26 protein-coding genes are annotated in these 25,253 nt (G+C 35.3%); 6 read left to right on the forward strand and 20 right to left on the reverse strand.

The genetic code is table 11. The features are described from left to right. Nucleotides 1-35 precede the first annotated feature (35 nt). The gene (locus GJU43_RS00110; RefSeq protein WP_154338795.1) at nt 36-2,846 is read right to left on the reverse strand and encodes a TonB-dependent receptor; all 2,811 of its coding nucleotides are present in this window, start codon (nt 2,844-2,846) and stop codon (nt 36-38) included. A gap of 266 nt (nt 2,847-3,112) precedes the next feature. Between GJU43_RS00110 and GJU43_RS00115 the strand changes: the two genes are divergently transcribed. Next, entirely contained in the window at nt 3,113-4,213 is a 1,101-nt protein-coding gene (locus GJU43_RS00115) for a DUF4407 domain-containing protein (protein ID WP_154338797.1), read from the forward strand. A gap of 138 nt (nt 4,214-4,351) precedes the next feature. Here the strand turns inward: GJU43_RS00115 and GJU43_RS00120 are convergent, their stop codons facing one another. The 9 genes from GJU43_RS00120 to ruvC all read right to left on the reverse strand — a co-directional run bounded on the left by GJU43_RS00120 (nt 4,352) and on the right by ruvC (nt 10,720). Continuing rightward, the gene (locus GJU43_RS00120; protein ID WP_154338799.1) at nt 4,352-5,056 is read right to left on the reverse strand and encodes a PH domain-containing protein; all 705 of its coding nucleotides are present in this window, start codon (nt 5,054-5,056) and stop codon (nt 4,352-4,354) included. Nucleotides 5,057-5,140: 84 nt separating this feature from the next. Continuing rightward, entirely contained in the window at nt 5,141-5,512 is a 372-nt protein-coding gene (locus tag GJU43_RS00125; RefSeq protein WP_154338801.1) for an MmcQ/YjbR family DNA-binding protein, read from the reverse strand. Then, complete coding sequence (locus tag GJU43_RS00130; protein ID WP_154338803.1) at nt 5,509-5,871, reverse strand: DUF4260 domain-containing protein; 363 nt, start codon at nt 5,869-5,871, stop codon at nt 5,509-5,511. The genes GJU43_RS00125 and GJU43_RS00130 overlap by 4 nt, the downstream gene beginning before the upstream one ends. Further along, on the reverse strand, nt 5,868-6,275 hold the full coding sequence (locus GJU43_RS00135; protein WP_154338805.1) for a GNAT family N-acetyltransferase: 408 nt from the start codon (nt 6,273-6,275) through the stop codon (nt 5,868-5,870). The genes GJU43_RS00130 and GJU43_RS00135 overlap by 4 nt, the downstream gene beginning before the upstream one ends. Before the next feature lie 55 nt (nt 6,276-6,330). Continuing rightward, on the reverse strand, nt 6,331-7,386 hold the full coding sequence (locus GJU43_RS00140; RefSeq protein WP_154338806.1) for a DUF4421 family protein: 1,056 nt from the start codon (nt 7,384-7,386) through the stop codon (nt 6,331-6,333). Between the two features lie 60 nt (nt 7,387-7,446). Next, nucleotides 7,447-8,232, reverse strand: coding sequence for a cyclase family protein (locus tag GJU43_RS00145; protein ID WP_154338808.1), 786 nt, complete (start codon nt 8,230-8,232; stop codon nt 7,447-7,449). Between the two features lie 53 nt (nt 8,233-8,285). Then, nucleotides 8,286-8,663 (reverse strand): GxxExxY protein, encoded by a 378-nt coding sequence (locus tag GJU43_RS00150; RefSeq protein ID WP_154338810.1) that lies wholly within the window; start codon nt 8,661-8,663, stop codon nt 8,286-8,288. Between the two features lie 179 nt (nt 8,664-8,842). After that, nucleotides 8,843-9,976 carry a radical SAM family heme chaperone HemW gene (gene hemW, locus GJU43_RS00155; RefSeq protein WP_154338812.1) on the reverse strand — a complete coding sequence of 378 codons (1,134 nt, stop codon included), beginning with the start codon at nt 9,974-9,976 and terminating at the stop codon, nt 8,843-8,845. Nucleotides 9,977-10,165: 189 nt separating this feature from the next. Beyond that, complete coding sequence (ruvC, locus tag GJU43_RS00160) at nt 10,166-10,720, reverse strand: crossover junction endodeoxyribonuclease RuvC (RefSeq protein WP_053469969.1); 555 nt, start codon at nt 10,718-10,720, stop codon at nt 10,166-10,168. Nucleotides 10,721-10,830: 110 nt separating this feature from the next. On the opposite strand from ruvC, the gene GJU43_RS00165 reads away from it, so the two are divergent. After that, on the forward strand, nt 10,831-11,775 hold the full coding sequence (locus GJU43_RS00165) for a lysylphosphatidylglycerol synthase domain-containing protein (RefSeq protein WP_154338814.1): 945 nt from the start codon (nt 10,831-10,833) through the stop codon (nt 11,773-11,775). Beyond that, the gene (locus tag GJU43_RS00170; protein WP_154338816.1) at nt 11,772-12,875 is read left to right on the forward strand and encodes a glycosyltransferase; all 1,104 of its coding nucleotides are present in this window, start codon (nt 11,772-11,774) and stop codon (nt 12,873-12,875) included. The genes GJU43_RS00165 and GJU43_RS00170 overlap by 4 nt, the downstream gene beginning before the upstream one ends. A 22-nt stretch (nt 12,876-12,897) precedes the next feature. On the opposite strand, the gene GJU43_RS00175 is transcribed toward GJU43_RS00170, so the two are convergent. Further along, a complete protein-coding gene (locus tag GJU43_RS00175; RefSeq protein WP_154338817.1) occupies nt 12,898-13,386 on the reverse strand; it encodes a hypothetical protein in 489 nt (162 codons plus the stop codon). A 157-nt stretch (nt 13,387-13,543) separates the two neighbouring features. Here GJU43_RS00175 and GJU43_RS00180 point away from each other — a divergent pair, with 157 nt between their 5' ends. Further along, entirely contained in the window at nt 13,544-14,044 is a 501-nt protein-coding gene (locus GJU43_RS00180) for a DUF456 domain-containing protein (RefSeq protein ID WP_154338819.1), read from the forward strand. A gap of 285 nt (nt 14,045-14,329) precedes the next feature. Then, nucleotides 14,330-14,929: a DUF937 domain-containing protein gene (locus GJU43_RS00185; protein WP_154338821.1), complete on the forward strand. Its 600-nt coding sequence runs from the start codon at nt 14,330-14,332 to the stop codon at nt 14,927-14,929. An 82-nt stretch (nt 14,930-15,011) separates the two neighbouring features. On the opposite strand, the gene GJU43_RS00190 is transcribed toward GJU43_RS00185, so the two are convergent. The 5 genes from GJU43_RS00190 to GJU43_RS00210 form a co-directional block, all read right to left on the reverse strand. Then, on the reverse strand, nt 15,012-15,920 hold the full coding sequence (locus tag GJU43_RS00190; RefSeq protein WP_154338823.1) for a pseudouridine synthase: 909 nt from the start codon (nt 15,918-15,920) through the stop codon (nt 15,012-15,014). Between the two features lie 175 nt (nt 15,921-16,095). Next, complete coding sequence (locus tag GJU43_RS00195) at nt 16,096-17,052, reverse strand: geranylgeranylglycerol-phosphate geranylgeranyltransferase (RefSeq protein ID WP_154338825.1); 957 nt, start codon at nt 17,050-17,052, stop codon at nt 16,096-16,098. Nucleotides 17,053-17,182: 130 nt separating this feature from the next. Beyond that, a complete protein-coding gene (locus GJU43_RS00200) occupies nt 17,183-18,121 on the reverse strand; it encodes a mevalonate kinase (RefSeq protein WP_154338827.1) in 939 nt (312 codons plus the stop codon). A 30-nt stretch (nt 18,122-18,151) separates the two neighbouring features. Further along, nucleotides 18,152-18,502: a four helix bundle protein gene (locus GJU43_RS00205; RefSeq protein ID WP_154338839.1), complete on the reverse strand. Its 351-nt coding sequence runs from the start codon at nt 18,500-18,502 to the stop codon at nt 18,152-18,154. Nucleotides 18,503-18,530: 28 nt separating this feature from the next. Next, on the reverse strand, nt 18,531-19,640 hold the full coding sequence (locus GJU43_RS00210) for a diphosphomevalonate/mevalonate 3,5-bisphosphate decarboxylase family protein (RefSeq protein WP_154338841.1): 1,110 nt from the start codon (nt 19,638-19,640) through the stop codon (nt 18,531-18,533). Between the two features lie 237 nt (nt 19,641-19,877). On the opposite strand from GJU43_RS00210, the gene GJU43_RS00215 reads away from it, so the two are divergent. Then, nucleotides 19,878-20,354, forward strand: coding sequence for a TspO/MBR family protein (locus tag GJU43_RS00215; RefSeq protein ID WP_154338843.1), 477 nt, complete (start codon nt 19,878-19,880; stop codon nt 20,352-20,354). Nucleotides 20,355-20,364: 10 nt separating this feature from the next. Here GJU43_RS00215 and GJU43_RS00220 read toward each other — a convergent pair whose 3' ends face one another. The 4 genes from GJU43_RS00220 to GJU43_RS00235 form a co-directional block, all read right to left on the reverse strand. Continuing rightward, nucleotides 20,365-21,111, reverse strand: coding sequence for a hypothetical protein (locus GJU43_RS00220; RefSeq protein WP_154338845.1), 747 nt, complete (start codon nt 21,109-21,111; stop codon nt 20,365-20,367). A gap of 141 nt (nt 21,112-21,252) precedes the next feature. Next, a complete protein-coding gene (locus GJU43_RS00225; protein ID WP_154338847.1) occupies nt 21,253-22,461 on the reverse strand; it encodes an NAD(P)/FAD-dependent oxidoreductase in 1,209 nt (402 codons plus the stop codon). A gap of 120 nt (nt 22,462-22,581) precedes the next feature. Continuing rightward, the gene (locus GJU43_RS00230; protein ID WP_154338849.1) at nt 22,582-23,259 is read right to left on the reverse strand and encodes a glycerophosphodiester phosphodiesterase family protein; all 678 of its coding nucleotides are present in this window, start codon (nt 23,257-23,259) and stop codon (nt 22,582-22,584) included. A gap of 252 nt (nt 23,260-23,511) precedes the next feature. Next, nucleotides 23,512-25,101 carry an alpha-amylase family glycosyl hydrolase gene (locus GJU43_RS00235; protein WP_154338851.1) on the reverse strand — a complete coding sequence of 530 codons (1,590 nt, stop codon included), beginning with the start codon at nt 25,099-25,101 and terminating at the stop codon, nt 23,512-23,514. Nucleotides 25,102-25,253 lie beyond the last annotated feature (152 nt).

The raw sequence follows: 25,253 nt of genomic DNA on the forward strand, positions 1-25,253 counted from the left end.
GCCCTGTCTAATTTAAGAATTATATAAATTGATTATTACAAGTCTAATTTCAATCCAAAATTATATCTGGCCTGGTAATATTCTGCTTGTTTGGTATGCGCTTCGATACCTTGATAGTAGCGCAACGGTTGGTTGGTTAAATTATTGGCTTCTGCAAAAAGACGTAATTTCGGTGTGATTTTGAAAGAAGCATTGGCATCAACAAAAAGCTGTTTGTCGTAATAGCTGTCTTTGTAAGACTCTGAACCTAATTCATCTAAATAATCAGAAGTAAAGTTGGTCGAAACTCTGGCAGAGAATCTTTTGTTTTCCCACGATAACGATCCGTTAAACATATGAGGGGTGGTTCCCGGAAGGCTGATGTTGTTTCTTTCGTTTCCGTCTTCATCGGCGATTCCTTTCGCTTTAGATTTGGTGTAGGTGTAGTTCAGGTAGATTCCAAAACCTTTCAGAAATTTTCCCGGAAGGAAATCTAACTGACGCTGGAAAGCGACTTCAAAACCGTACACATCAACAGTATCCCCGTTTCTGGATTGTACAAATGACCAGTTTTCGCCCGCCGGAATTGGATTGGCCTGATTTGGGAAATCATTGGCAAATTTTACATCCGTATATTGGTTGTCGCTGTAGTTGTAAATGAAATCATTTAATTTTTTGTAGAAAACACCTCCTGAAATTAATCCGACAGACTTGAAATAATTTTCTGCCATGAAATCATAGTTATAGGAATACGTGACGTCAAGGTCCGGATTTCCGGCTGTAATTTCTTTATCGGCAGCAATATTGTTAACGTAGGGAGCCAGTGCATAATAGTTTGGTCTTGCCAAAGCAGTTGTAGCCGCCGCTCTTAAAACTAAATCTTTCGTCGCATTATATTGGAATGAGATGCTTGGCAATACGTTGGTATACGAATTGGTCGTATTGATTTTACTTTCTAATTCTTCTTCGTCTAAGACACGATTTCCTGTGTAGTCAATATGCGTGTTTTCAACACGGAAACCCAATACCATGGATAGTTTGTCATTGAAATCCTGATCCCATCTTACATAAGCCGCATAAATGTTTTCTTTGGCATTATAATTTACCGCTAAATATTCGGCCGCATCCGCTTCTTTATCAAATAACGCAGGATTATTCAAATCAAGGCTTCCTAAGAAACTGGCAGAAGCAAAGGTTCCCGGAACATATTTGCTACCCGGATTAAAGCTTTTACCATCAAAATAACTTGTTGGAACTTCTGATAATAATTCCATTCCATCGCCTGTTGGTTCGTATGAAAAGAAAATATTATCTCTCTTTTTTTCTTTTAAACGAAGTCTAAGTCCTGTTCTTAACCTTCCTTTTTGAGCAGGAATAATCGTAAAGGGAAAACGGATGTTTACTTTGGCACCAAATTCACTTTCGCTTGTATCATCTGTATTTTCTGTTACGGAATCAAATTTGAAATCCTCGACAGATTCTCCGGTTGTAGTTAATAACGGAAATCTCAAATCAGATAAGTTTTCGTTGATTTCCAAACCTTTTTGACGGTATTCGATATAACGTTCACCCGGACGGTATTCTCTCGCTTTGGCGTAATTTGCCGACCAGTCCAAATCTAATTTCGAGTTGATTAAATGCTCTCCGCGAATAGAATAATTCTGCACACGCTGATCTTCCAATCTTCTGTTTTTGTTTCTGCTGTTGTCAACTCCACCTTTTGTCTGGCGTTTTACACGGCCTTCAAATCCGGTAATCGTTTCGCCATTGTAAATCGGTTCGATATCATCGTAAGTGGTTCTGAATCGATTTTCCCTGTCATCTCTCCAGTTATAAATGGCATTGGCGAAAATGGTATTGTTTTCGTCAAATTTATAATCTAGTGCAACAGATCCGCTGCGGCGAATACGCTGTACATCGTATTTTCTAACTTCTGAAGCTTGTAAATATTCATTTCCAAATTCATCTTTTACCCACTCGTTTTCGACGTTGTCGGAGCCATAATCTACATTATTATAAGATCCGCTGAAAACAGCCCCTAATTTGTTGTCAAAAAAACGGTTTCCATATACCAAACCAGCTGTATAGCTTGCATTTTCGCGTATTGGTAAATAACCTCCGGCAAGAGTAGCAGAGATTCTTTCGCCGTTTGGAGTAGCTCTGGTAATTAAATTTACAGAACCTCCAATAGCATCTGCATCCATATCTGAAGTTAAGGTTTTATTGACTTCGATAGTCGAAATCATATCAGACGGAATCAAATCCATTTGTACGTTTCTGTTATCTCCTTCGGCAGATGGAATTCTGTCGCCATTTAGTGTAACTGAGTTCAGTGAAGGTGCTAAACCTCTTATGATGATATTACGTGCTTCACCCTGATCATTTTGCATGGTGATTCCCGGAACACGTTTTAAGGCATCTCCCACATTGGCATCAGGAAAACGGCCTACCTGATCCGAGGAGATTACGTTTCCGATATTTTTATTGTTTTTTTGCTGGTTTAAGGCTTTGGCCTGACCTTTTAAGATGTCTCCGACAATCACCTCATTCAATTCAGTTCCTGACGCTTTTAGGACAAAGTCAAGTACATTATTTTTTCCTTGTTCAACTGTTATTTCATGTGTTATTGACGTATAACCAATATATTTTACTAAAACCTGGTAGGTACCGACATTTATATTAAGCAATTCGAAACGACCATTATAATCGGAAACAGTGTATTTGTTTTCGCCTACAATCTGAATCATTGCTCCGGGCAAGGGAAGTTTGTCATCTGCATCTAATACTTTTCCTGATATTATTGCCTTTTGAGCATAACCGGCAAAGGTCAAAAGCATGAATGTTACTACTAAATAAATTTTTTTCATCGTGTGTTTAGTTTGATTTTTGCGAAACTAGAACCTTAATGTTACTAAAGTCATTAAAAAAAATTAACATAGTGTTATGATTCCTGGCCAACATTAGAAATAGATTAATGTTGTAATAACATTTAATAAAAAATGAATTTTATACCCTCAAGTGAAAACAAATCAAGTATTTACCTCAGAATTAAATTTTTGGCGCTAAATTTGCCCTATCACACGAGCCCAAAGGGCGAACTGACGAAATAATCATCAATCAAAAATCATCAATCATGTTAAAACAATTTTTTATCCTTTGTTCAGGAGTCGACCGAGACCTGCTGGACGGCTGTTCAGAAGGGGAACAAACCAAATATGTAGGTATTGGGGCCACTGTTTTTTTTACTGCAGTTATGGCTTTCTTAGCCAGTGCTTATGCGCTTTTTACTGTTTTTGACTCTATTTATCCGGCGTTGATTTTCGGATTTGTATGGAGTTTATTAATCTTCAATTTAGATCGCTTTATCGTTTCGACGATTAAAAAAAGAGATCGTTTTTTCGATGAATTTCTTCAGGCTACACCGCGAATTATGCTGGCTGTTATCATTGCCATTGTCATTTCGAAGCCATTGGAAATTAAAATTTTCGAAAAAGAAATCAATACAGTTTTACTGAAAGAAAAAAATGAAATGGAACTTGCCAACAAAAAACAGGTTGGTAATTATTTCAAATCAGACTTAGACAAGAATAAAGCGGAGATTACGGCTTTGAAAAATGATATCCTGAAAAAAGAGAAAGAAGTAAATGCTTTATATTCAACCTATATCACCGAAGCGGAAGGAACGGCAGGAACTAAGAAATTAGGAAAAGGTCCGGTTTATAAAGAAAAAAGGGAAAAACACGATGCTTCTCTCAAAGAATTCGCAACGCTAAAAGCCGCTAACGAAGCAAAAATCGCTGAAAAAGAAAAGACAGGAAAACAGCTTCAGGCTGATTTAGATAAAAAAGTATCGCAAACGCAACCCATTATTGAAGGTTTTGATGGTTTAATGGCGAGAATTAATGCTTTGGACAAATTACCCTGGCTGCCGTCATTCTTTATCATGTTATTGTTTCTGGCGATTGAGACTTCTCCGATTATTGCCAAACTATTAGCACCGAAAGGTGAATTTGATTTCAAGCAGGAAGAATCCGAAACAGCTGTAAAAGCTACTTTAGCGCAGAATAAATACCAACGTGATTTATTGGTTAAAACCAGCGCCGAAATGCACGACAGGGTTTACGCAGATATCGCCGAAGATAAAAGCCTGTATGATTTGCAGCGTAAAAACGCAACGGATTTATTAGAACTGCAGTCCAATAGTTTTGTAGAAAAACAGAAGGCTACTTTGTAGAATTAACCGCAAGGAGCGCGAGGTTTTACGCAAAGCACACAAGAAAAAAGCATAAAAAAAACATCCTATTTAATAGGATGTTTTTTTTATAACTTTTGCGAACACTGCGTAAAACCTCGCGCTCCTTGCGGTTTAAAATTACATGTAGCTTAAAATTTCTTTTTTGAATGTATCGTATTCACCCTGCATGATCAAACCGTTATCCAGTAACTTTTTGTAATTCTGTAATTTATCAAAAAGTTCTTCTTTTGATAATTCACTTAATTTACGATCTCCGGTTGGAGCCTGAGGCTGGATTTGCTCAAAAGTCTCCGTATAAGATGGAGTAGTAGCCGGCATAATTTCTGCAAAACTGGTTACTTCTTCTGTTTCCACTTCTTCGATTTCGTCTTCTGTTTGTACTTCTTCTGTCTGAACAGCTTCTGTTACAGGAGTTGAAGCAGTTGGGTTTTTTAAGATGTCCAGTTGCTCTTTGGCATACGTAAAAATTTTACGGGCCTGAATCTTAGGAATATAATCTATAGAAGCCTGAATATCAGTTTTCGTAGAAAAAGAAAACTCAGAACCTAAAATGTTTTCTTTTACAAAAGTACCCACGATTTCATCCCAGGTATAATCTGTAAAGTCCATTGAAAGACCTAAATTTTTAGGTTTACAAATAATAATTCTTTTGTTTGTTAAGACAATACTATCAGGAAAAACAGTTATTGCCGGTTTTTTCTGAACCGCGATGTATCCAACTTCTTCACCTTTCATCAATAAATCATTGAGTTTTGAAGTGATTTTTTCAATCGCTTTTGGATCTTGTTCTTCGTTTAAAAACTTTTTAAATTGTTCTTTCATGGGGTATAAGTTGCTAAGTTACAATCGCGACAGCTATCGGGACTGAGTGGCTACGTTTTTTTTCTAACGATGCAAATGTAATGCCTAATTTTCTAATTCAATAATTTCATTTTGAATTTTCTTCGTCAAACTTTTGAAAACCAGTTCGTACGAATGATCTATTAATTCTTTTACAAATTTCACTGGCAGATTTCCGTTTAGTGCTATTGTATTCCAGTGCACTTTACTCATATGAAAGCCCGGTTTGATCTCTTCATATTCGGCTCTTAGCTCTTGCGCACGTTCCGGATCGCATTTTAAATTTACAGAAGGTTCGTTCTTTTCCCATTGCGATAAGGACGATAAAGCAAACATTTTTCCGCCCACTTTAAAAACCAGTGTATCCTCATCAAACGGGAAATGTTCGGTTGTTCCTTTTTTCGAAAGACAATATTCGTAAAACGTTTCTAAATTCATATCGTATTGTTTTTACCAATTTCACCTAAATGAGTGTCTTTGAATCCGGTGGTGTATTTTAATCCATAACCAAAGATTCTATCCATCGCAGCATGTGAAAATAAAATAATTCCCGCCAATTGTAAAATTTCGATTTTGAAATAAATACCTGAAAAATAAACTAAAACAGCAATTCCTTTATGGTGAAAAAAGTTATAGGAAAAGGCACCGCTTTTATTTCCGAAGATGTAACCCAGCATCGATAGATCGGGGGCTAAGATAAGGGCCAAAAACCACCACCATTCGTAATTCAGGAGGCTGAATAAATAGATTCCGAGAATAAATAAGCCTAATTCTTCCAGTTTGATTGTTGTTTTCATAGTAATTTCTTTTCCATCATTTTTTCAGGGTTTTCCAATGCAGTAAAGCCAAATTTCTCGTATAAAAAGTGAGCATCTGTTGTGGCCAGTCTCCAGATTTTAATATCTTTTAAAACGGGTTCGTTCATCATATTCTCGATCAAGACGGACGAATATCCTTTGCCGCGATGTTCTTTCGTAATAAAAACATCCATTACATATCCAAAAACCACATAATCGGTAATTACGCGTGCAAAGCCAATTTGTTTGTTGTCTAAGTAAATTCCAAAGCAGACAGAGGAATCTATTGTTTTTTGTACCTCTTCAATAGTTCTTCCCGCAGCCCAGTAAATATCTTTTAAAAAGTGTTGTATAAACGGAACATCAAGTTTGTTTTTATCGGTCGAAACGGTAATCTGATTCATGGTCTTTTTTTGCATTACAATAGTCTAAACAAACTTTAAAGCTTTTTAGTATTCATTACATTTTAATTTGTCCTTCAATTTTTTCAATTGGTTTTCTAATAAATCCGGGGGCATCAAAACGATAGCCAAAATACAATAATCCGTAGACTTTGTCATTAGAAATACTGGTAGATTTATCTTCATTATACGAACTGCTGCTAAAATTTAAGCTTGCTCCGCAAAGTATCCGACTACTATTGTAGCCTATTTTTATACCACCCTCAAGGTTTCGGGTGAAGTAAGTATTTTTCTCAATAGTTGTAACACCTGCATTAGTACTCTTGTCTCTTAAAAATTTTACACCAACGGATGGGGATAGATTTGGGGCAATATAAAATCTTTCCCAGATAATGAAATTATAGTAATATCCCGCCGCTAATCGAAGGTCAAATTCTTTTTGTTTGCCGTCAAGGTCATCTGTTTTTGATTTGATGGTATTGTAGTTGTAAATTAAGGACGGAACAAAACTTCCCGCACTCTTCTTTTGCCATTCCGTAAGTGAGGTAATACTTTTAAGCGAAAACTTAGGATTAAAAATAAAGGATGTTGACATTCCAAATTGTATCGTTTTAAAATCCGGAAACTGAAGATAAGGATCTTTTCCTTCGACCCAGTCAGGTGAAAAATCAGACATATTAGATACATAATACCCTCTTGTTTTACTGTACTGAACCGTCTGAAGCCATCTTCCTAAAAAGAAGCGGAAATTGTAATCTGAGAATGAAGATTTTCCTTTTAAATTTTCGTCTTTGTTGCCCCCAAAAATTTTCGGGTAAAATCCATAGCTGAATCCTATAAATTTATAATCGATATTGAGGAATAGTTTGTAACTGTTATTGGTTTCCAAATCCAGATTGGTTCCTTTTTTATCATTTAAGGAATAACTGTCGCTTTGCGTGCTTAAATTTGCCCGAATCATTATTTTATCCGGATAATAAATAAAGTTTACAGTATCTTTTTGTGGCTTGTTCTGGGCGTAAGATTTTGTAAAAGGGAGACAAAAAAATAGCAGGAGCACACTGATGGCAATAGTTTTTCGCTGAATCTGGTCAAAGTTTTGTCTCTTGTTCATCTTCAAAATATTTAATTAGTACGTTTAACAATTACAAATTAAATAAATAATTATTAATTGTCAAAAAAATACTACATTGTATAAAACGGGTTTGCTCGGACTTGCATCATTTTCAAAAGAAGCAATTTGTAAATTTAAGATATAATCCCCATCCTGAATTTCATCGGGAACATAAATCATTTCGGTAATCGTAGCGTTTAAACGAGCATCAGAATTTAGATTTAAGGTGTCTTTTACGTTCCAGAATGCCTTGTGAGCAAGCAATTTTCCTTCGTCATGTTCTTTGTCGACACTTGGCAGATCGATTAATAAATGCTGAATTCCATTTTCCCGAATAAAAATTGCCGCTTCTTCCGATAAATAAGGCGGATTGGTATTCGAATATTTTCGGGATTTTTTCTCTTTTTGATTTGGAAGTGTTCTGATAACTAAAGCTTCTGTTTTTCCATTGAGCGAAGCCGGGTTTTTTGTCACATTGAGTGAAGTCGAAATGTGTTCCTTCGTAATCACTAAATCGTCACCGATTTTTTCAGGTTGAATGGTAATCAGTTTTGCTGAAAAGAAGAACTGTTTAAGAGATTGGTTGATACTATAAAAATCATTGGTAATATGTCCGAGACATTCCGTATGCGTTCCGTGTCCGTGAGGATTGAAAAAGATATTATTAAAGTTCGTCGAAGATTTTCCTTCCGATACTTTTCCGATCCATTCGCCAAAAACGACAGGTTCAATAACCGGTTTTTCAATATACCAGGCAATTGGGTTTTCGTCTGTATTCGTTAACGGAATCGAGATATCGATAGGTTTTGACAAGTCGATTTCGAAGTTGTTTATTTTTGCTATCATGATTCTAACCGCAAGGTTCGCTAGGGTTTACGCCAGGGACGCAAAGTTTTTTGTTAAAGATTGTTTACAATTCTTCTAATGCCATTTTTTATTAAAGCAACATTAAAATTGATTAATAAACCTAATTTACAACCTGTTAGTTTTAAATAGGTCAATAGCTGGGCAAAATGAATTTCATTTAAAGCATCGACGGCTTTTATTTCCAAAATTAATTTATTTTCAATGATAATGTCTAATCGATACCCAATATCTAATTTTACTTCTTCGTAAATTAAAGGTAAGGGTTTTTGTTTTTGAATTTCTAAACCTGTTTTCTTTAATTCATAATATAAACATTCTTCGTACGCACTTTCTAATAAACCGGGCCCTAAAGTCTGATGGACTTTTAAAGAACAATTAAAGACAACTTTTGATAATTCATTCTCCGTCATTTTATTTTTTTTTTCAAATCTAATAAAATACCAGTAGAATTCGTTATTATTTTGAAAGATTTGACTTACTTTTTATAACCGCAAGGTTCGCTAAGGTTTACGCCAAGTTCGCAAGGCTTTATCTGAAATTTCTTTGTGTCCCTTGCGTAAAACTTTGCGTACCTTGCGGTTAAACGTAGCTATTCCAAATTTAAGTAAAACAGATCACTTGCAATTCCATCTGTTAAAAATTTTCCTTTTGCGGTGGGTTTTAGAATGTTATTTTCAATAAAAAGCAAATCGTCATCAAGAAATTTCTGTGTTTGTTGACTCAGATAATCCAGATAGTCAGGTCCGAATTCCGTTTCAATTCTTTCGAGAGAAACGCCCCAGATGGTTCGTAATCCTGTCATGATATATTCGTTATAGCGATCTGATTTTGATAGCGTTTCAGTTTCAACAGGCAATACGTTTTCCTGAATTGATTTTATATAAAGTGAATTATTGGCGATATTCCAGCCTCTTTTTACACCATCATAACTGTGCGCGGAAGGCCCGATTCCGATGTATTTTTTGCCCAGCCAATAAGCAGAATTGTTTTTGGAAAAATAATTTTCTTTTCCGAAATTCGATAATTCGTAATGAATAAAACCATTTTTCTCAAGCGTTTCCACTAAAATCATAAAATGATTAGAAGCCACTTCATCTTGCGGTTCGGCAATCTTTCCAGTATCAATAAGTTTTCTTAAAGCCGTTTTGGGTTCCACCGTCAAGGCATAACTCGAAATATGCGGAATGCCGAAACTCAATGCCGTTTCGATATTCTGTTTCCACATTTCGTCGCTCATTCCGGGAATTCCATAAATTAAATCGAGTGAAATATTGTCAAAATATTTGGTTGCTTCTGTAAGGCAATTTATAGCTTCTTTGGCATTATGAGCCCGATTCATCATTTTCAAATCTTCTTCAAAAAAAGACTGAATTCCAATACTTAAACGATTTATGGGGCTCTTAGATAATTCCCAAATTCGTTCTGCAGACAAATCGTCGGGATTGGCTTCAAGCGTAATCTCCGGGTTTTCTGAGACGTTATAATTTTTGTAAACTTCTGAAATTAAAAAGTTAATTTCTTCATTGGTCAATACAGAAGGCGTTCCGCCGCCGAAATAAATGGTTTCAACGATTTCATTTTCAAACTCACTATTGCGCATTCCGATTTCTTTAGCAATAGCCAAAACCATTTCCTCTTTCTTCTTCATAGAAGTCGAAAAATGAAAATCGCAATAATTGCAAGCCTGTTTGCAAAAGGGTATGTGGATGTAGATACCGGACATTTTTTTTAATTAGATAATTAGATAATTTGTCAATTAGAAAATTAGATAATGATATAGAGGGGTGATGTAAAGAATGCAAAAAATATATAATCAGGTCGTTAACTAAATAAGAATTAGAAAATTAAAATATACGCATTACAGTAATTATCTAATTTTCTAATTGACACATTTCCTAATTTAAGAATTCTCTTATTTACGGATTTTGTCCTCATTTTGTTTCACAAAAGCATCCCAACCCGTATAACTTTTTCCTGCAACGATTTTTCCGGAGTTAAAGAAATGACAGACTGCTGCTGCCAGACCATCGGTGGAATCGAGATTTTTAGGTAATTCTTTTAATCCTAAAAGCTGTTGCAGCATTTTGGCCACTTGTTCTTTACTGGCATTTCCGTTTCCGGTAATAGCCATTTTGATCTTTTTAGGTTCGTATTCCGTAATCGGAATATCTCTCGAAAGCCCCGCCGCCATGGCGACACCTTGCGCACGTCCTAACTTTAGCATCGATTGTACGTTTTTACCAAAGAAAGGGGCTTCGATGGCAATTTCGTCGGGATGGTGTGTTTCGATTAATTCTATGGTACGTTCAAAAATGATTTTAAGTTTCTGGTAATGATTGTCATATTTAGAAAGCTGCAATTCGTTCAGCTGCAGGAATTCCATTTTTTTATTAATGACTCTAATCAATCCAAAACCCATAATTGTTGTTCCGGGGTCAATACCTAATATGATGCGTTCTTTTGTCAAGTGTGTTTTTGTTTCAGGTTTTTGTTTCAGGTTGAAAATTTTAAAAAAGGAATATAATTCATTTTCTAATTTTCAAATTGCCACATTTTCAAATTGATTACTTTTGCAGCATGATTTCAATTCCCCACAAAGCTAAACAATTCCTTGTTCTTCTGGTCAAACTTTTGATTGTTGGCGGTGCATTTTATTTTATTTACAATCAGCTGGCGCACAACGATAAACTCGACTGGCAGAAATTTATCACTTTATTTCGTAAAAACCAGTCTGTTTCAGGGATTTTGTTTATCCTGATTTTAAGTGTTTTGAACCGTTATTTTGAAATTTTGAAATGGCAGAATCTTGCGGGAGTAATTCATAAAATTTCAACAGGGGAGGCCACCAAACAGGTACTGGCAGCTTTAACCGCCGGAATTTTTACACCAAACGGAGTAGGAGAGTATGCCGGAAAAGCATTGTTTTATCCCAAAGCTGAAGCAAAGAAAGTCGTTTTTCTGAATTTAATCTGTAACGGAATCCAGATGATCCTGACGGTGATTTTTGGTATTTTCGGATTGTTGTATTTTAACGCGGAATACAATGTAATTACACCCCGGACTGTTGCGATTTTATTTGCCGTTTTCTTTTTGTTCTTCGGCATTTTGTTCTCTCTGAAAAAGATTAAAATCAAGGGATATTCGATAGAAAAACTGCTTCATAAAATCAATGAAATTCCAAAACCCGTTCATCAGAAAAATATAGTTTTAGGCATTTTTCGTTATCTTGTTTTTTCGCATCAATACTACTTTTTGTTTCTGGCTTTTGATGTTGAGCTGCCTTATTTTACGTTAATCGCGACCATTGCAGTAGTGTACTTTTTGGCTTCATCGCTGCCCACTTTTCAGTTCCTGGATTTTGCAGTTAAAGGAAGTGTTGCGGTTTATTTCTTCGGAATTTTAGGAGTTAACGAATGGATTGTCGTTTTTATTTCGACTTTGATGTGGTTTTTAAATGTCGTTTTACCGGTGGTTTTAGGCAGTTATTATGTGCTGAATTTTAAAACAAAAACTGTAGAATGAATCTGCTCTTATTTCTCATATTAGCCATTTACATCATTACGATTGGCGTATTAATTTTTGGTTTTGTCAAAGTAAAAAAATATGCAAATACGAATTTAGAGCCACAAACGAGTTTTACCATTATTGTTCCTTTCAGAAATGAAGCGGAGAATTTACCTCATCTTTTAAAAAGCTTTTTGGAACTTAATTATCCGGTGAACTTGTTTAAGGTGATTTTGGTGGATGATGAATCTGCAGAAAAATTTCAACTTCCAAATTCCAACTTTCAAATTAGGATTATTGATAATATCCGTGTTTCAAATTCTCCTAAAAAAGATGCCATTGCTGCGGCAATGAAACACGTAAAAACAGATTGGGTGATTACTACCGATGCGGATTGTACTGTTCCTGAAAATTGGTTGTTGATTTTTGATAATTATATTCAGGAAAACGAAGTTTCTATGCTTGCCGGTGCTGTTACTTATAATACCAATAATTCGTTTTTACATCATTTTCAGCAATTAGATTTAACGAGTCTCCAAGGTGCTACCATTGGGAGTTTTGGAATAAAAAAAGCTTTTATGTGCAATGGTGCAAATTTCGCTTATAAAAAATCACTATTTGAAAAGATGAATGGTTTTGAGGGCAATAATACAATTGCGAGCGGAGATGACGTTTTTTTACTCCAAAAAGTTGCAAATTCAAATCAAAATCTGGTTCATTATCTAAAAGCAGAAAAAGCGATTGTACAAACAAAACCAACTCAGGATTGGAAATCGCTATTTTACCAAAGAGTACGCTGGGCAGCCAAAACAAGTTCGTATCAAAGTTTATTTGGAAAAGTTTTAGGATTGATCGTTTTCTTTGGAAATCTGAGTTTTGTGCTGGGAACTGTATTTATGATTTTTGGAATCTGGTCGTGGCAATTTTTTATTTTATATGCCGTTTCAAAGTTCATAATCGATTTTGGGCTGCTGCATATCACCAATCAATTTTTAACGAACATACGAATTAAGAATCTGTTTTTGATTAGTTTGTTTTATCCTTTTTTTAGTTCGGCTGTTGCTTTGTACAGCTTGTTTGGTTCTTATCAATGGAAAGGACGAAACTTTAAAGTGTAGTTTTTATTGAGAGGATTCAGATTTACTTCGTACTTTTTTCTTTAATAATTACCGGAAGGATAAACTGCGTTTTTACCGGTACTCCACGTTTGATAGCAGGATTTACTTTTGGAAAATCAACCAGGCGTGCCTGCAGAACACTGTCGATTTTAGTAGTATCATAGGCAACAGAGTCTTTTGGAAATTGTGGCTCGAATTTCATCGTAGCATTCGGAAACACGGTTACTTTTACCTCAATAGTATCCAGTTCAGGATAAAGAACAGAAAGAGAATCTACATCCAGTTTTTCCTGAATAAGCTGTGCCATTTTTTCAAAAAAGCAGTGCTGACGCAGTTTTTTGTCTGCTATTTTTTCGCAATCAGCAACAGACGGAAATTCATCTACTTCTTTCCAGTTAATCGATTTCAGTTCTTTTTGCAATAATTCTTTTTCAGACGGAACCTGCTTCTCAAAATATTGACAAGAATTGAAAAATAGTACTACGACTAAAAAAAGAGGGAACTGCTTCAAGATTTTGATGTTGAATTGAACTAAATTAATTATGGTATAAAAATACAATTATTTTTTTTGAGAAGCTTTGTATTACAGATATTCTTCGTAGCTTTCTCAAACACATTGTTGTTTTAAATAGCAATTTTGTTTTGTAAAATAAAAAAAATATTTTTATATGGATTTAGTATTGCTATTGCTTGGTTTGGTGTGTATGATTGTTGGGGTATTTGGGAGTTTTATGCCGGTTTTACCCGGATTGTCCAGTTGCTGGCTGGGCTTATTACTGTTATACTTAACCACGGCAGTTGAAAATAATTACTGGATTTTAGGGATTACACTTTTAATAACAGTCAGTATTACAATTCTGGATTACGTAATTCCGGCCAAAGGAACTAAGAAGTTTGGCGGGAGTTCTTACGGAATCTGGGGTACCAATATTGGCTTAATTGTCGGGATTCTTTCTCCGATTCCTTTTGGTGTAATTATCGGTCCTTTTGCCGGGGCTTTTATAGGAGAACTTATTTATGATTCTAAAAATCACCGCCGGGCGCTAAAAGCCGCAACAGGATCCTTACTCGGATTTTTGGCTTCCAGTTTTATTAATTTTCTGTTTTGCATCATTTTTCTCGGTATTTTTATCAGTATAGTTTGGCAAAACCGAAGCGGATTGTTTTAATTTTTTGCGAGAGGTTTAAGCTTTTTCTTATTTTTCTTATTTTTTTTTAAAATATTTTATTTTTGTTTTAATTTTTTTTTATTTGTTTTTGATTACGAAAGGGTTATGTTCATTGAGACTTTTAGAATTTAGTGTTAAATATGTTGTGAAAGAGTAAGGAAATTTTTAACTTATCTTTTGGAAATGTTAAAATATTTTATATTTTTATCCTGATAAACGATTAAAAGCCCCACTTTGTCGATTATTTTGAATGGATTTAAATAAATTTCTAAAAAATTAAATATTATGACTCCAAACCTACAAATTGAACTTAGACGTTTTATATCTTCAAATGTTGTTTCAAAGCTGAATAAATTTTATTTTGAAAATGATGCCCTTCTAATAAAAGGAATTGATGTTTCTATAGGTACAGTTCTAATGGGATTGTATAATAAATCAGAGGAGTCGGGTTTTTATAAACAAATTGTTTCACTAATAGGCGAAAATTCAACCTTTTACGGAGAAGTTGATTTTGCTTCCGGAAGGATTTTGTCAGTCGATGATTGTTATCGTGTAGAGGGAAATGATTTGTTAAAAGAAATTTTCACCAACAAAAAAGGAAGAATTTCCGAAATGATTTCAAATGAAGTCGGAATCAAAAGCGAAACAGCAAGAGAAATTTTAAATTTTTCAGCACTACTGGTCGTTTCGTATCTTAAAAACAATATACAGCTTTTAGACAGTTTAAAACTACTACTGGAAGAGCAAAAAAGAGATATCTTAAATAGTATTCATCCCGGAATTAAAATTATACTTGGTTTTTCGTGTTACGAATCAGTAGAGGATAAAAATCAGGCCAATTTAGGAAGATCAATTTTTACACTTTTCGGTCACAACTTCTTTTAATATTTCAGGATAATCTTAAAATAAAAAAATCCCATTTTACAGCAGTAAAACAGGATTTCCAGGATTGATTTGAATCGTTTATTTAAACGTTTTTCAAATTAATAACTTCTTGATCCGTCAGAAAACGCCAGTTACCACGTGGTAAATTCTTTTTGGTAAGACCGGCAAAAGAAACACGATCTATACGTAAAACATCATAATCAAAGTTTTCGAAAATTGCACGTACTACTTTTACATTCGATGAACGTAATTTAAGACCCACTTCGCTTTTCGCTTCTTTCTCAATATAACTGATTTCCTCCACAAAAACGCGGTGTCCGTCAAGAACAAGGCCTTTGCTTATTTTTTCCAGATCTTCAAATTTTAGATTTTTATCTAAAGAAACCTGATAAATTTTAGATGATTTCTGATTCGGTAATGTAAATTTACGAATCATATCTGTATCATTGGTAAACAACAACAAACCAGTTGTGTTTTTATCCATTCTGCCAATTGGAGCAATTTTAGCGGTAGTAGAACCACGAACTAATTCCAGAACATTACGATATTCCTGGCCTTCGTCTAAGGCAGTAGTAAAGTTTTTAGGTTTGTTCAACAAGATGTATTCTTTCTTTTCAGGAGTCAGAACAACACCGTCAAAATTTACAACATCATTTAATTTCACTAAATATCCCATTTCAGTAACCGGAACACCATTTACTTTGACGTTACCGGACTGAATGTATATATCGGCATCACGACGCGAGCATACACCAGAATTTGAGATGTATTTGTTCAGACGAATTTCGTCGGCAGCTTTTTGTCTTTTGGGTGCCTGATTCTGTTTTTTAAGTTTTTGTGCCGCTTCTTCTTCAGCTGCTTTCACAGCAGGTTTCACTTTTTTCGGCCCTTGAGCACGCTTTTGCATGGCAGGTTTTGGCTTGTTAGAGTTTGATCTGGAGCTATTTGGTCTCGATCCGCCTCTGTTATTGTTGCCTTCCTTATTGTTCATATAATTCTGTAATTTGTGCAAAGATAGTTTATTCTTGCTAAATAATCCTAAGTTCATTGTTCTTAGATTAATAGCTATTGTTTTTTGGGCATAGTTACACCCAGATTCGCAAAGAAATACATTTAATCTTTTGTACCGTTTTGCGTGAATTTTGAGAATCTTTACGAAGTATCAATTAAGATTTCAGGAGCAAACTCTTCCCATGCCACAAAACACTGGGATTGATTAAAACAATACAGAAAACCCCGGAAACGATTAGGAATTTCAATACATTGTGAAGTAGTAAATATTGTTCTTTTGAGTTTGATTTCCAGAGATATACCAAGAAGAAAAGCATTACTGCAAAACAGATGTAAAAATAAATATCCATAAATCCTACGTCGTAAATATTAATCAGGATATAAACCGGCAGAATTGTCAAAAAGGTTAAAACGGTAATGATTTGTTTTGAAGTTGTTTCGTTATATAATATCGGAATCGTTTTGTAATTGTTTGCGAGATCGCCTTTCAGGTTTTCCAGGTCTTTTATCATCTCGCGAATCAAAAGCAATAAAAATAAGAACATGGCGTGCGCGGAAATTACCGCGAAGTGGCTCATGTGATCTTCAATTTCTTCGAAAGATATTTTGTTGTAAAAATACAAGAGTATGGCAAAAAACGGAATTACAGCCAGTAAAGCTGCGGTTAAATTACCTATAATCGGGTATTTTTTTATTTTGTGAGAGTAAAACCAAATCAAAAAAATATAAACGGAAAAGAATAAAAAAGCACGCCAGGAAACAATAAGGGCCATTAATACAGCCATAAAATTCAAAGTGAAGTACACCGATAATTTAGTTTTCTGACTCACCAGCCTGTCCAGCATCGACTTGTTTGGCCTGTTGATTAAATCTTTCTGACTGTCGTAAAAATTATTGATAATATAGCCTGAAGCAATTGTAATTGCTGAGGCAAAGACAATGAGAAATAAGTTGAAGTCAAGTAAGATGTCTAAAGCTCTTTTGTCGGGAGCCAATATAAAAATGGCCGATAGATACTGTGCTAAAACAATAATGGGAATGTTATAACCTCTCACTACAGAGAATAAACTAATAACTTTCATCGCTAAAATTTTATTCTTTCTGCTTAACATTTTTAAGTTAATGGGTTACTGCTTTTTAATCGGCATAAACGGATTTAAATACTAAAGTACATCTTTTAATAAATCAGGAAAAAACATAGTCCTTCCTAAAGTAACGGATAATCAGGGAAAAAATTATAATTTAAAATTGATAAACAACTTCAAGTTTGTAATCTTTAAGGGAAATTTTAGCACGTTCCAGGTCTTCGGTAAAACCAAGGATATATCCGCCGCCTCCGGAACCACAAAGTTTTAAGTAGTAATCATTGGTGTCAATACCGTGTTGCCAGATGCCGTGAAATTGCTCCGGTATCATTGGTTTGAAATTGTTTAAAACAACTTTAGATAGTTTTTTGGTATTGGTAAACAAAGACTTCATGTCACCGTGTAAAAAGTTTTCTACGCAGGCATCTGTATATTTGACAAATTGGTTTTTAAGCATGGTGCGGAAACCTTTGTCTTTGAGGTTTTCCATAAAAATGTTTACCATCGGAGCCGTTTCACCAACAATTCCTGAATCTAATAAAAACACAGCGCCTTTCCCGTCAAAACTTTGCGTAGGGATTCCCGTTGCTTCAATATTATCTTTAGAGTTGATTAAAATCGGAATACTCAAATAACTGTTTAAAGGATCTAAACCAGAACTTTTTCCGTGGAAAAAACTCTCCATTTGAGAAAATATATTTTTTAACTGTAATAGCTTTTCGCGGGTTAAATTCTCTAAAACCGTAATTTTATGAGCTGCATATTTATCATAAATTGCAGCAACAAGCGCACCGCTGCTTCCTACTCCATATCCTTGCGGGATACTTGAATCGAAATACATGCCTGTTTCCACATCATTTTTTAGGGAAGCCAAATCAAAAGTAACCAGTTCGGGTTGTTCTGTTTGTAACGTTTCAAGGTAAGCTGAAAAACGTTTCAGACTTAAGTTTGATGCAATCGCTTCTGCCGAAGGCTCTTCGGTTTTCTTCAAAGCACCATTATAAAAATTATAAGGGATAGAAAGTCCTTTAGAGTCGCGGATAATTCCGTATTCTCCAAAGAGTAATATTTTTGAGTAAAATAAGGGTCCTTTCATAATTGAAAATGAATAATTAACAATGGATAATTATATGTTTTTAGAAGTTTTTATGATACTCGTAAGCAATCTTAATAATTCTATGATTTTAGGTTTAATATTTTGAAATTCTATATCAGAAAGATATTTTGTTTCGTATAACAAATCTAACCAATATTCTGTCTCGTTTGCTTCTTTTAATGAAATTGATAATTTATGAATAAAATCTGCTTTACTTTGAGCATGCTCGGACTCTCTTACATTTGCACCAATCGACGTTCCTGAACGCAAAAGTTGTTTTGATAAAACAAATTCTTTTTTATCGGTTAAAACTTTATAAAGGTTTACAATGTCAATTGCAAAAGCAAAAGATTTTTCTTTAATAATGTTTTTCTTTTCCATAAAGTTACTAATTATTAATTGACAATTGTTAATTATCAATTAATAAAGATCCGTCTCCAATTTCATCGCAAATGTACTGACCATTCTGGCAAAATACAACTAATTCGTCCTGAATAAATTGAAGTACTTTTTCGCTAACGTTTTCGGGATATAAAACGTGAACATTGGCGCCGGCATCCAGCGTAAAGCAAACCGGAATTTGCGTTTCAGTTCTGAATTTCCAAATCGCATTTATGATCTGCAACGTGTTCGGTTTCATTAAAATATAATACGGCATCGAAGTCATCATCATAGCATGTAAAGTCAAAGCTTCACTTTCGACCACTTTTATGAATTCGTCAACATTCCCGCTTTTAAAAATCGAAATTAAAAGATCCAGATTTTCGTGTGCCTGGGCAAAACGTCTTTCGGCATAGGGATGGTTGTGCATCAAATCGTGTCCAACTGTACTGGAAACCTGTTTTTCGCCTTTATCCACCAATAAAATAGTATCCTGATAATTCCTGAAATTGTTATGAATGGCATACGGAAATTCAACGCCAAATAAATCTGAACTTCCTTCAATATTTGCCTGATTTCCCCAAACCACTACATTTCCCTTTACACTTCTGCACGCACTTCCAGAACCTAAACGGGCCAGGAATGATGCTTTTTGATAAAAATATTCTTCTGTCATTTCAGGATTCAGGGCTCTTTCTAAACTCATAAAATTCATTGCCAAAGCAGCCATACCGGAAGCAGAAGAAGCAATTCCGGAGCTATGTGGAAATGTATTCTGAGTGTCAATTGTAAAATGATAGTCTTTCAAAAAGGGCAAATAAATTTCAATTCGTTCTAAAAACTTCTGAATTTTAGGTTTGAAATCTTCTTTTGGTTTTCCTTCAAAAAGCAAATCAAACGAAAAAACAGCTGTTGTCTCACTTATGGGAGCCGAAGTGTGTCGCTTTGAAAAACCTAACTTCGTAATGGTCTTGCAATTGCTTAAAGTAAAACTTACCGATGGATTGGCGGGAATCTGGTTGTCTTTTTTCCCCCAGTATTTCACTAAGGCAATATTGCTTGGAGCACTCCATTCAAAGTTTCCGTTTTCGATAGTCGAAGTATATTTTTTTGGAATAAAATCAGTTGCTGTAAACATGAAGTATAAAATTTTGGCAAAGATAGTTTTTAAAATATTTCACCATAGAAGTTATATAAGAAAATGTAAGTCAAACGAAATCTTAATTTATATAACAAATGGTGCTTTTTGAACTTAAAATAAAATAAGTAGTAATAAATGTAACATCAAACTCAAACCCACTGGTAACATGAACTTATAGAACTTATATGGTTTAACTCTTCTTTTTTGATTATTTTTGACTAAAAATTAAATAAAATGAACAAAATAGCCAAAATTGCAATAGCGCTAATAGTGTGTCTAATGGTAGGATATTCGTCAAGTCTAGTGACAAGACCAAGTGTCGAAACCTGGTACCCAACCATTTTAAAGCCATCGTTTAATCCGCCCAATTGGATTTTTATGCCGGTATGGACGTTGTTATATGTACTAATGGCGGTTGCTGCAGGATTGGTCTGGGATGAAATAAAAAAACAGAATCAGGAAGTGAAAAAAGCATTAGGCTTCTTTGTGGTTCAGTTGATATTGAATGCCATTTGGTCGTATCTTTTCTTTGGATTAAAAAACCCGATGCTGGCTTTAATCGAAATTGTATTGCTATGGCTTATGATTTATGAAACGTATTTAAAGTTTTTGAAAATCAATAAAACGGCCGGATATTTACTCATTCCGTATATAGCGTGGGTAAGTTTTGCGGGAATTTTGAATGCGAGTATCTGGTGGCTGAACAGGTAATTTTTTAGTCTCAGTCTTTAGTCTCCGTTTTCAACTTCTTAAACATTTCATTTTTAGCGTATAAAAAATCCATTGTGGTTAATACATTATTGTGTTCTGAAATAGTTTTAGATCTTAGGTCAGCGTCACAGAATTCAATAAATAAATCTACCTCTTCCGGTTTTAGCTTTAAGTCTCTGGTGAAGAAATCTGAAGGTATTGAGGCTGCTATTAGTTTTTTGAAATCAGTTTGCGAAGTTCTCTTTTTGAGCGCTTCTTTATCGTTTTTAAATAAATTTAAAAGGCCTGTTCCCATTCTGGAAAAGTCCATGCCATTTGTAATAGTTCCATTATAAACGCCGGTATATTTTTGCAGCGAACGGGCATCTTTGTTAAGTTTTAGGGTATCTATATCTTGTTGGGAAGTCTTTATTCTGTCAAATTTTATAGCTGTAACAAGTACTTCATTAAGTTCCTCGGGTTTTATGATCATAGTAACGAGAATATTATTCTGATCAATTTCTTCCTGAGTAAGTTTCAATCTTTTGAAAAAGTAATCTTTTGAAAAAAAGAGTAAACTGTCTTTAGCCTTTACAAGAATCGAAAATTCTCCTAAATCATTTGTTCTTGTACTTGTTTTGGCGGTTTTGTTTATAACCTCTACTTTATTAAGCGGATTATTATTAGAAAGAACTTTTCCATGAACCAATTTTTCAGTTTGGGAAACAGCCAGCTGATAAGAGAAAAGGGAAATTGTGGTAAGTAATTTTACTTTCATTTAATGGTATTTAGTTGAAAGTAAAATTATTAGAATTGTCTTAATGAAAACCTAGGGAATATCTAAAGTCTTGTTAATTAGTTTCCAGTCTCAGTCTCAGATTTTGACTTATCGACTGCGACTTAAAACTGCGACTTAAAACTAGATTGCATTGGCTAAAATAAACCCGCTTGTCCACGCATTCTGGAAATTAAATCCGCCTGTAATAGCATCAATATTGACTATTTCTCCTGCGAAATAAAGGTTTTGATGTAATTTGCTTTCCATGGTTTTGAAGTTGATTTCCTTTAAATCGATACCGCCGGCAGTTACAAATTCTTCTTTGAATGTACTTTTTCCGTTGACCTGAAATGTTGCTTTTGTCAATTGTGAAGCTAAATGCTGCAATTGGATTTTAGACAGATCGGCCCATTTCGTTTCTGCTTCAATTTCAGAAGCGAGAACTAAGCTTTCCCACAAACGATTCGGAAAGTCGAAAGGGGACTTTTTGGAAACGGCTTTTTTGGCGTGTTCCTGTTTTAGTTCTTTGAGGATTTTTTCGGCATCTTCGGTATCAACATCATTCAGCCAGTTGACAAAGATGGTAAACTGGTAATTTTTGCCGTGTAAAATGCGGGCACCCCAGGCAGAAAGTTTCAAAATCGCAGGGCCGCTCATTCCCCAATGCGTGATTAGTAAAGGTCCTGTTGATTCAAGTTTGGTATCTTTTACGTTTACGGTAACTTGCGCCGCAACGCCAGGCAATTCCTTGATGCGGGAATCTTTAATGTTGAATGTAAAAAGGGAAGGAACAGGGCTTACAATAGCATGTCCCTGCGTCTGTAGCATTTCCCATATTTTAGGGTTGCTTCCTGTGGCCAGCACTAATTTTTCAGTGGCATAATTTTCATCCTGGGTGTCGATTTTCCAATGATTTTCAGTTTTAAAAATGGATTGTACGCTTTGTCCGGTCAGGACTTTAATACCAAGTTTTCCGGTTGCTTCCAAAAAACAGTCAATGATGGTTTGTGAAGAATTGGAAACCGGAAACATTCGGCCATCGTCTTCGATTTTTAATGCGACACCGTGTTTTTCGAACCATTCGATGGTATCTCCGGAGCAAAACTGATGAAAAGGCCCGCGAAGTTCTTTTTCGCCACGCGGATAAAATTTAACCAATTCATCCGGTTCAAAACAGGCATGTGTTACGTTGCATCTTCCCCCGCCGGAAACACGAACTTTAGAAAGTACTTCTTTTCCTCTTTCTAAAATAGCAATTTTCAGTTTCGGATTTTTCTCTGCAATATTAATGGCTGTAAAAAAGCCAGCAGCGCCTCCGCCAACTATGATTATGTCGAAATTTTTGATCATATTTTTTTGGTTGCCATTAATTACACGAATTGGCACTAATTTTTTTATTTGCCACAGATTAAAATGATTTTCACAGAATTTAAAGTCATTTAATCTTTGAAATCGGTGGCTGTTTTTATGCTATACTTTATCCGGAAAATCAGTTATGATTCCGTCGACGTTGAATTTTTTTATTTTTTGAATGTCTTCTTCAATATTTACGGTCCACGGGAGAACTAAAAATCTCTTCTTTTGAATTTCCTGAACATTTTCCTCATTCAATAAATGATAATACGGATGAATCGCTTTTGCTTTAATGGTTTCGGCGAAAGCCAAAGCTAAATCAAGATCAGTTTCTGTTAAAACGCCAATAGGAATTTTTGAATCTAAGTTATGAACTTCCTGCAAAGCATTCCAGTCAAAGCTTGAAACAATAAAGTGTTCATATTTCCAGTTTTTTTCAGAAACAGACTCATCAATTAATGCAACAACTTTCGTTAAAGCAGCTGCATTTTTCAATTCGACATTGATCAGGCATTTTTTGTTTACCAAATCAAAAACTTCTTTTAAAGTCGGAATTTCATACTGACCGTTAATTAAAAATGATTTCAGTTCGGGCAAAGATAGGGTATTTACAAATCCTTTACCGTTGGTCATTTTGTCGATGGTTTCGTCGTGAATCACAATGACATGCCCGTCGGAGCTTAAATGAACGTCGAGTTCGATTCCGTCCGCATTTAGGTCTAATGCTTTTTGAAAGGCTTTTAAAGTATTCTCCGGTTCGTAAGCTTTGGCGCCTCTGTGAGCAATCTTGAGCATTTGTTGTGAATTTAACTGCAAAGGTCGCAAAGTTTTACGCAAGGTTCGCAAGGATTTCGTAAAAAAGTTTGCCATTCCCGATAGCTGTCTGGATAAAGAATTAAAATGTTTTTGTTTCACGCAGATTTTGCAGATAAGGCAGATTATCAATAAAGAAATTCTAAATAAATCTGCTCTATCTGCAAAATCTGCGAGCGAAAAACTTTGGCAATAGATTTTAAAAAAGAGTTTTTGACTTTGATAACTTTACCGTTAAACAAGCTCCAATAAAACAAGTCCAAATTCAGAATCGATGATTGCTTTTCCGTTTTGAACTGCCGTTTCTTTTCCGGAAAAGGCATCTTTTAGTGGGGTTCCGTCTTTGAAAATGGAGCCAACAGGAAGTTCTTTGGTGCCAATTCCTAAATCTAAACCAATTATAACTTCATCTGTATAGCTTCCATTAACATAACTTCTGGAGAAAACATACGGTTTTGCTGTAATCTGCTTGTGGACTCCTGCACCCACCGCGGGATGATTTCTGCGGAATTGTCCCAGTTTCTGCCAGTGCCAGAGTATTCTTTGTGTTTCGGAATTATTTTGAATGTCATCCCAATTCATGAAAGATCGCAAAGTAGCATCGCCTGCTGTGCCTTCAATAACCAGTGAGCGGCCCGATTCATCACCATAGTACACCTGAGACATTCCGGGAGAAAGCAATAATTTGGTTCCGGACTCAAAAGTTCGGTTCCGATGTGCATCAAATGGCTCAGGATCGTCGTGCGAGGACACATAATTAAGAACGCTGTATCCTTTTAATTCCTTCTGAAGTTTAGCTGAATATTTGGAAAACAGGAACTCATAATCGTTTTGAGCATCCAGTTTGAACTCGAAATTAATCATGGAATTAAAACCATGCTCAAAATAATTTACTTTCCGGTCTCCAAAATCATAATGCTGATCGCCACTGATTCCGTAACCGTACACTTCGGCAATGGTATAAAATGGGTTTTGGTCTAAAATCTCTAAGGGATGCTGTTTTTTCCAGGTTTCAAAAGCATATTCGCATTCTTTTTTAAAATCGACCCAGACAATTTCTTCGGTATGTTTTACGGTGTCGGCCCTGTAGCCGTCAATTCCGAATTCAAGGATATAATCCGTCAGCCATTTTATGATGTAATATTTTGGTGTTCTGGGATATTTTGTTCTTTCAAAAAAGGCATTTAATGAAGTAGCTTCTTTTTCATATCGGCCTTCGTTTTTCCACTTTTCGATTAAAAAAGAGGGGAGTGCAACTTCCTGATTACTTTCGGTTCTGACGTCCGGAAGATTATCTACCAAAGTACACATGGTCGTGTTTTCGAATGATTTGTAATCGCAGACAATTCCGGTTCTAACCCAGTCTTCCGGCCAGATCGGATCTTCGGGAGTGACCGGGCCGGTATGATTGATCACGCCATCCAGTACAATTCGGATGCCTTTTGCGTGCGCTTTTTTAACCAGATTGGCCAAATCTTCTTTGGTTCCGAAATTAGGGTCTAAAGCCGTCCAGTCTCTTGCCCAATACCCGTGAAATCCATAACTGAGCCCCGTTCCTTCGTCAACGCCATCGTGAATTTGCTCTACAATTGGCGTAAGCCAAATGACATTTATTCCTAACAGATCAAAATAACCTTCGTCGATTTTCTTAGTAATTCCGATGATATCCCCGCCTTCAAAACCCCGCAGTTTTCCGGGAGTTTTGGTTCGGTTGAAGTTTAAATCGTTAGCAGGATTTCCGTTATAAAAACGATCGGTAAGTAAAAAGTAAACATTTGCGCCTTCCCATACGAAAGGTGTTTTTACAGTATTGTCTTTATTCATTAAAACTGATTTTAAGCCATAAGTATTAAAGATAAAGAAAGGAAAGTATAAAATTTAAAAAAATGCCACAGATTACAAGATTAAAATGATTTTTTAAAATCTGAGTTAATCTTGTAATCTGTGGCAGAAAATATTGCGAACCTTACGATTGC

The organism is Flavobacterium sp. LC2016-23, assembly GCF_009674775.1.
In the GTDB taxonomy this organism is placed as follows: Bacteria; Bacteroidota; Bacteroidia; order Flavobacteriales; family Flavobacteriaceae; genus Flavobacterium.

Coding starts and splice junctions, on each gene's coding strand:
- GJU43_RS00110 (WP_154338795.1), bottom strand. CDS start 2,846: ATGAAAAAAATTTATTTAGTAGTAACATTCATGCTTTTGACCTTTGCC.
- GJU43_RS00115 (WP_154338797.1), top strand. CDS start 3,113: ATGTTAAAACAATTTTTTATCCTTTGTTCAGGAGTCGACCGAGACCTG.
- GJU43_RS00120 (WP_154338799.1), bottom strand. CDS start 5,056: ATGAAAGAACAATTTAAAAAGTTTTTAAACGAAGAACAAGATCCAAAA.
- GJU43_RS00125 (WP_154338801.1), bottom strand. CDS start 5,512: ATGAATTTAGAAACGTTTTACGAATATTGTCTTTCGAAAAAAGGAACA.
- GJU43_RS00130 (WP_154338803.1), bottom strand. CDS start 5,871: ATGAAAACAACAATCAAACTGGAAGAATTAGGCTTATTTATTCTCGGA.
- GJU43_RS00135 (WP_154338805.1), bottom strand. CDS start 6,275: ATGAATCAGATTACCGTTTCGACCGATAAAAACAAACTTGATGTTCCG.
- GJU43_RS00140 (WP_154338806.1), bottom strand. CDS start 7,386: ATGAACAAGAGACAAAACTTTGACCAGATTCAGCGAAAAACTATTGCC.
- GJU43_RS00145 (WP_154338808.1), bottom strand. CDS start 8,232: ATGATAGCAAAAATAAACAACTTCGAAATCGACTTGTCAAAACCTATC.
- GJU43_RS00150 (WP_154338810.1), bottom strand. CDS start 8,663: ATGACGGAGAATGAATTATCAAAAGTTGTCTTTAATTGTTCTTTAAAA.
- hemW (WP_154338812.1), bottom strand. CDS start 9,976: ATGTCCGGTATCTACATCCACATACCCTTTTGCAAACAGGCTTGCAAT.
- GJU43_RS00165 (WP_154338814.1), top strand. CDS start 10,831: ATGATTTCAATTCCCCACAAAGCTAAACAATTCCTTGTTCTTCTGGTC.
- GJU43_RS00170 (WP_154338816.1), top strand. CDS start 11,772: ATGAATCTGCTCTTATTTCTCATATTAGCCATTTACATCATTACGATT.
- GJU43_RS00180 (WP_154338819.1), top strand. CDS start 13,544: ATGGATTTAGTATTGCTATTGCTTGGTTTGGTGTGTATGATTGTTGGG.
- GJU43_RS00185 (WP_154338821.1), top strand. CDS start 14,330: ATGACTCCAAACCTACAAATTGAACTTAGACGTTTTATATCTTCAAAT.
- GJU43_RS00190 (WP_154338823.1), bottom strand. CDS start 15,920: ATGAACAATAAGGAAGGCAACAATAACAGAGGCGGATCGAGACCAAAT.
- GJU43_RS00195 (WP_154338825.1), bottom strand. CDS start 17,052: ATGTTAAGCAGAAAGAATAAAATTTTAGCGATGAAAGTTATTAGTTTA.
- GJU43_RS00200 (WP_154338827.1), bottom strand. CDS start 18,121: ATGAAAGGACCCTTATTTTACTCAAAAATATTACTCTTTGGAGAATAC.
- GJU43_RS00205 (WP_154338839.1), bottom strand. CDS start 18,502: ATGGAAAAGAAAAACATTATTAAAGAAAAATCTTTTGCTTTTGCAATT.
- GJU43_RS00210 (WP_154338841.1), bottom strand. CDS start 19,640: ATGTTTACAGCAACTGATTTTATTCCAAAAAAATATACTTCGACTATC.
- GJU43_RS00215 (WP_154338843.1), top strand. CDS start 19,878: ATGAACAAAATAGCCAAAATTGCAATAGCGCTAATAGTGTGTCTAATG.
- GJU43_RS00220 (WP_154338845.1), bottom strand. CDS start 21,111: ATGAAAGTAAAATTACTTACCACAATTTCCCTTTTCTCTTATCAGCTG.
- GJU43_RS00225 (WP_154338847.1), bottom strand. CDS start 22,461: ATGATCAAAAATTTCGACATAATCATAGTTGGCGGAGGCGCTGCTGGC.
- GJU43_RS00230 (WP_154338849.1), bottom strand. CDS start 23,259: ATGCTCAAGATTGCTCACAGAGGCGCCAAAGCTTACGAACCGGAGAAT.
- GJU43_RS00235 (WP_154338851.1), bottom strand. CDS start 25,101: ATGAATAAAGACAATACTGTAAAAACACCTTTCGTATGGGAAGGCGCA.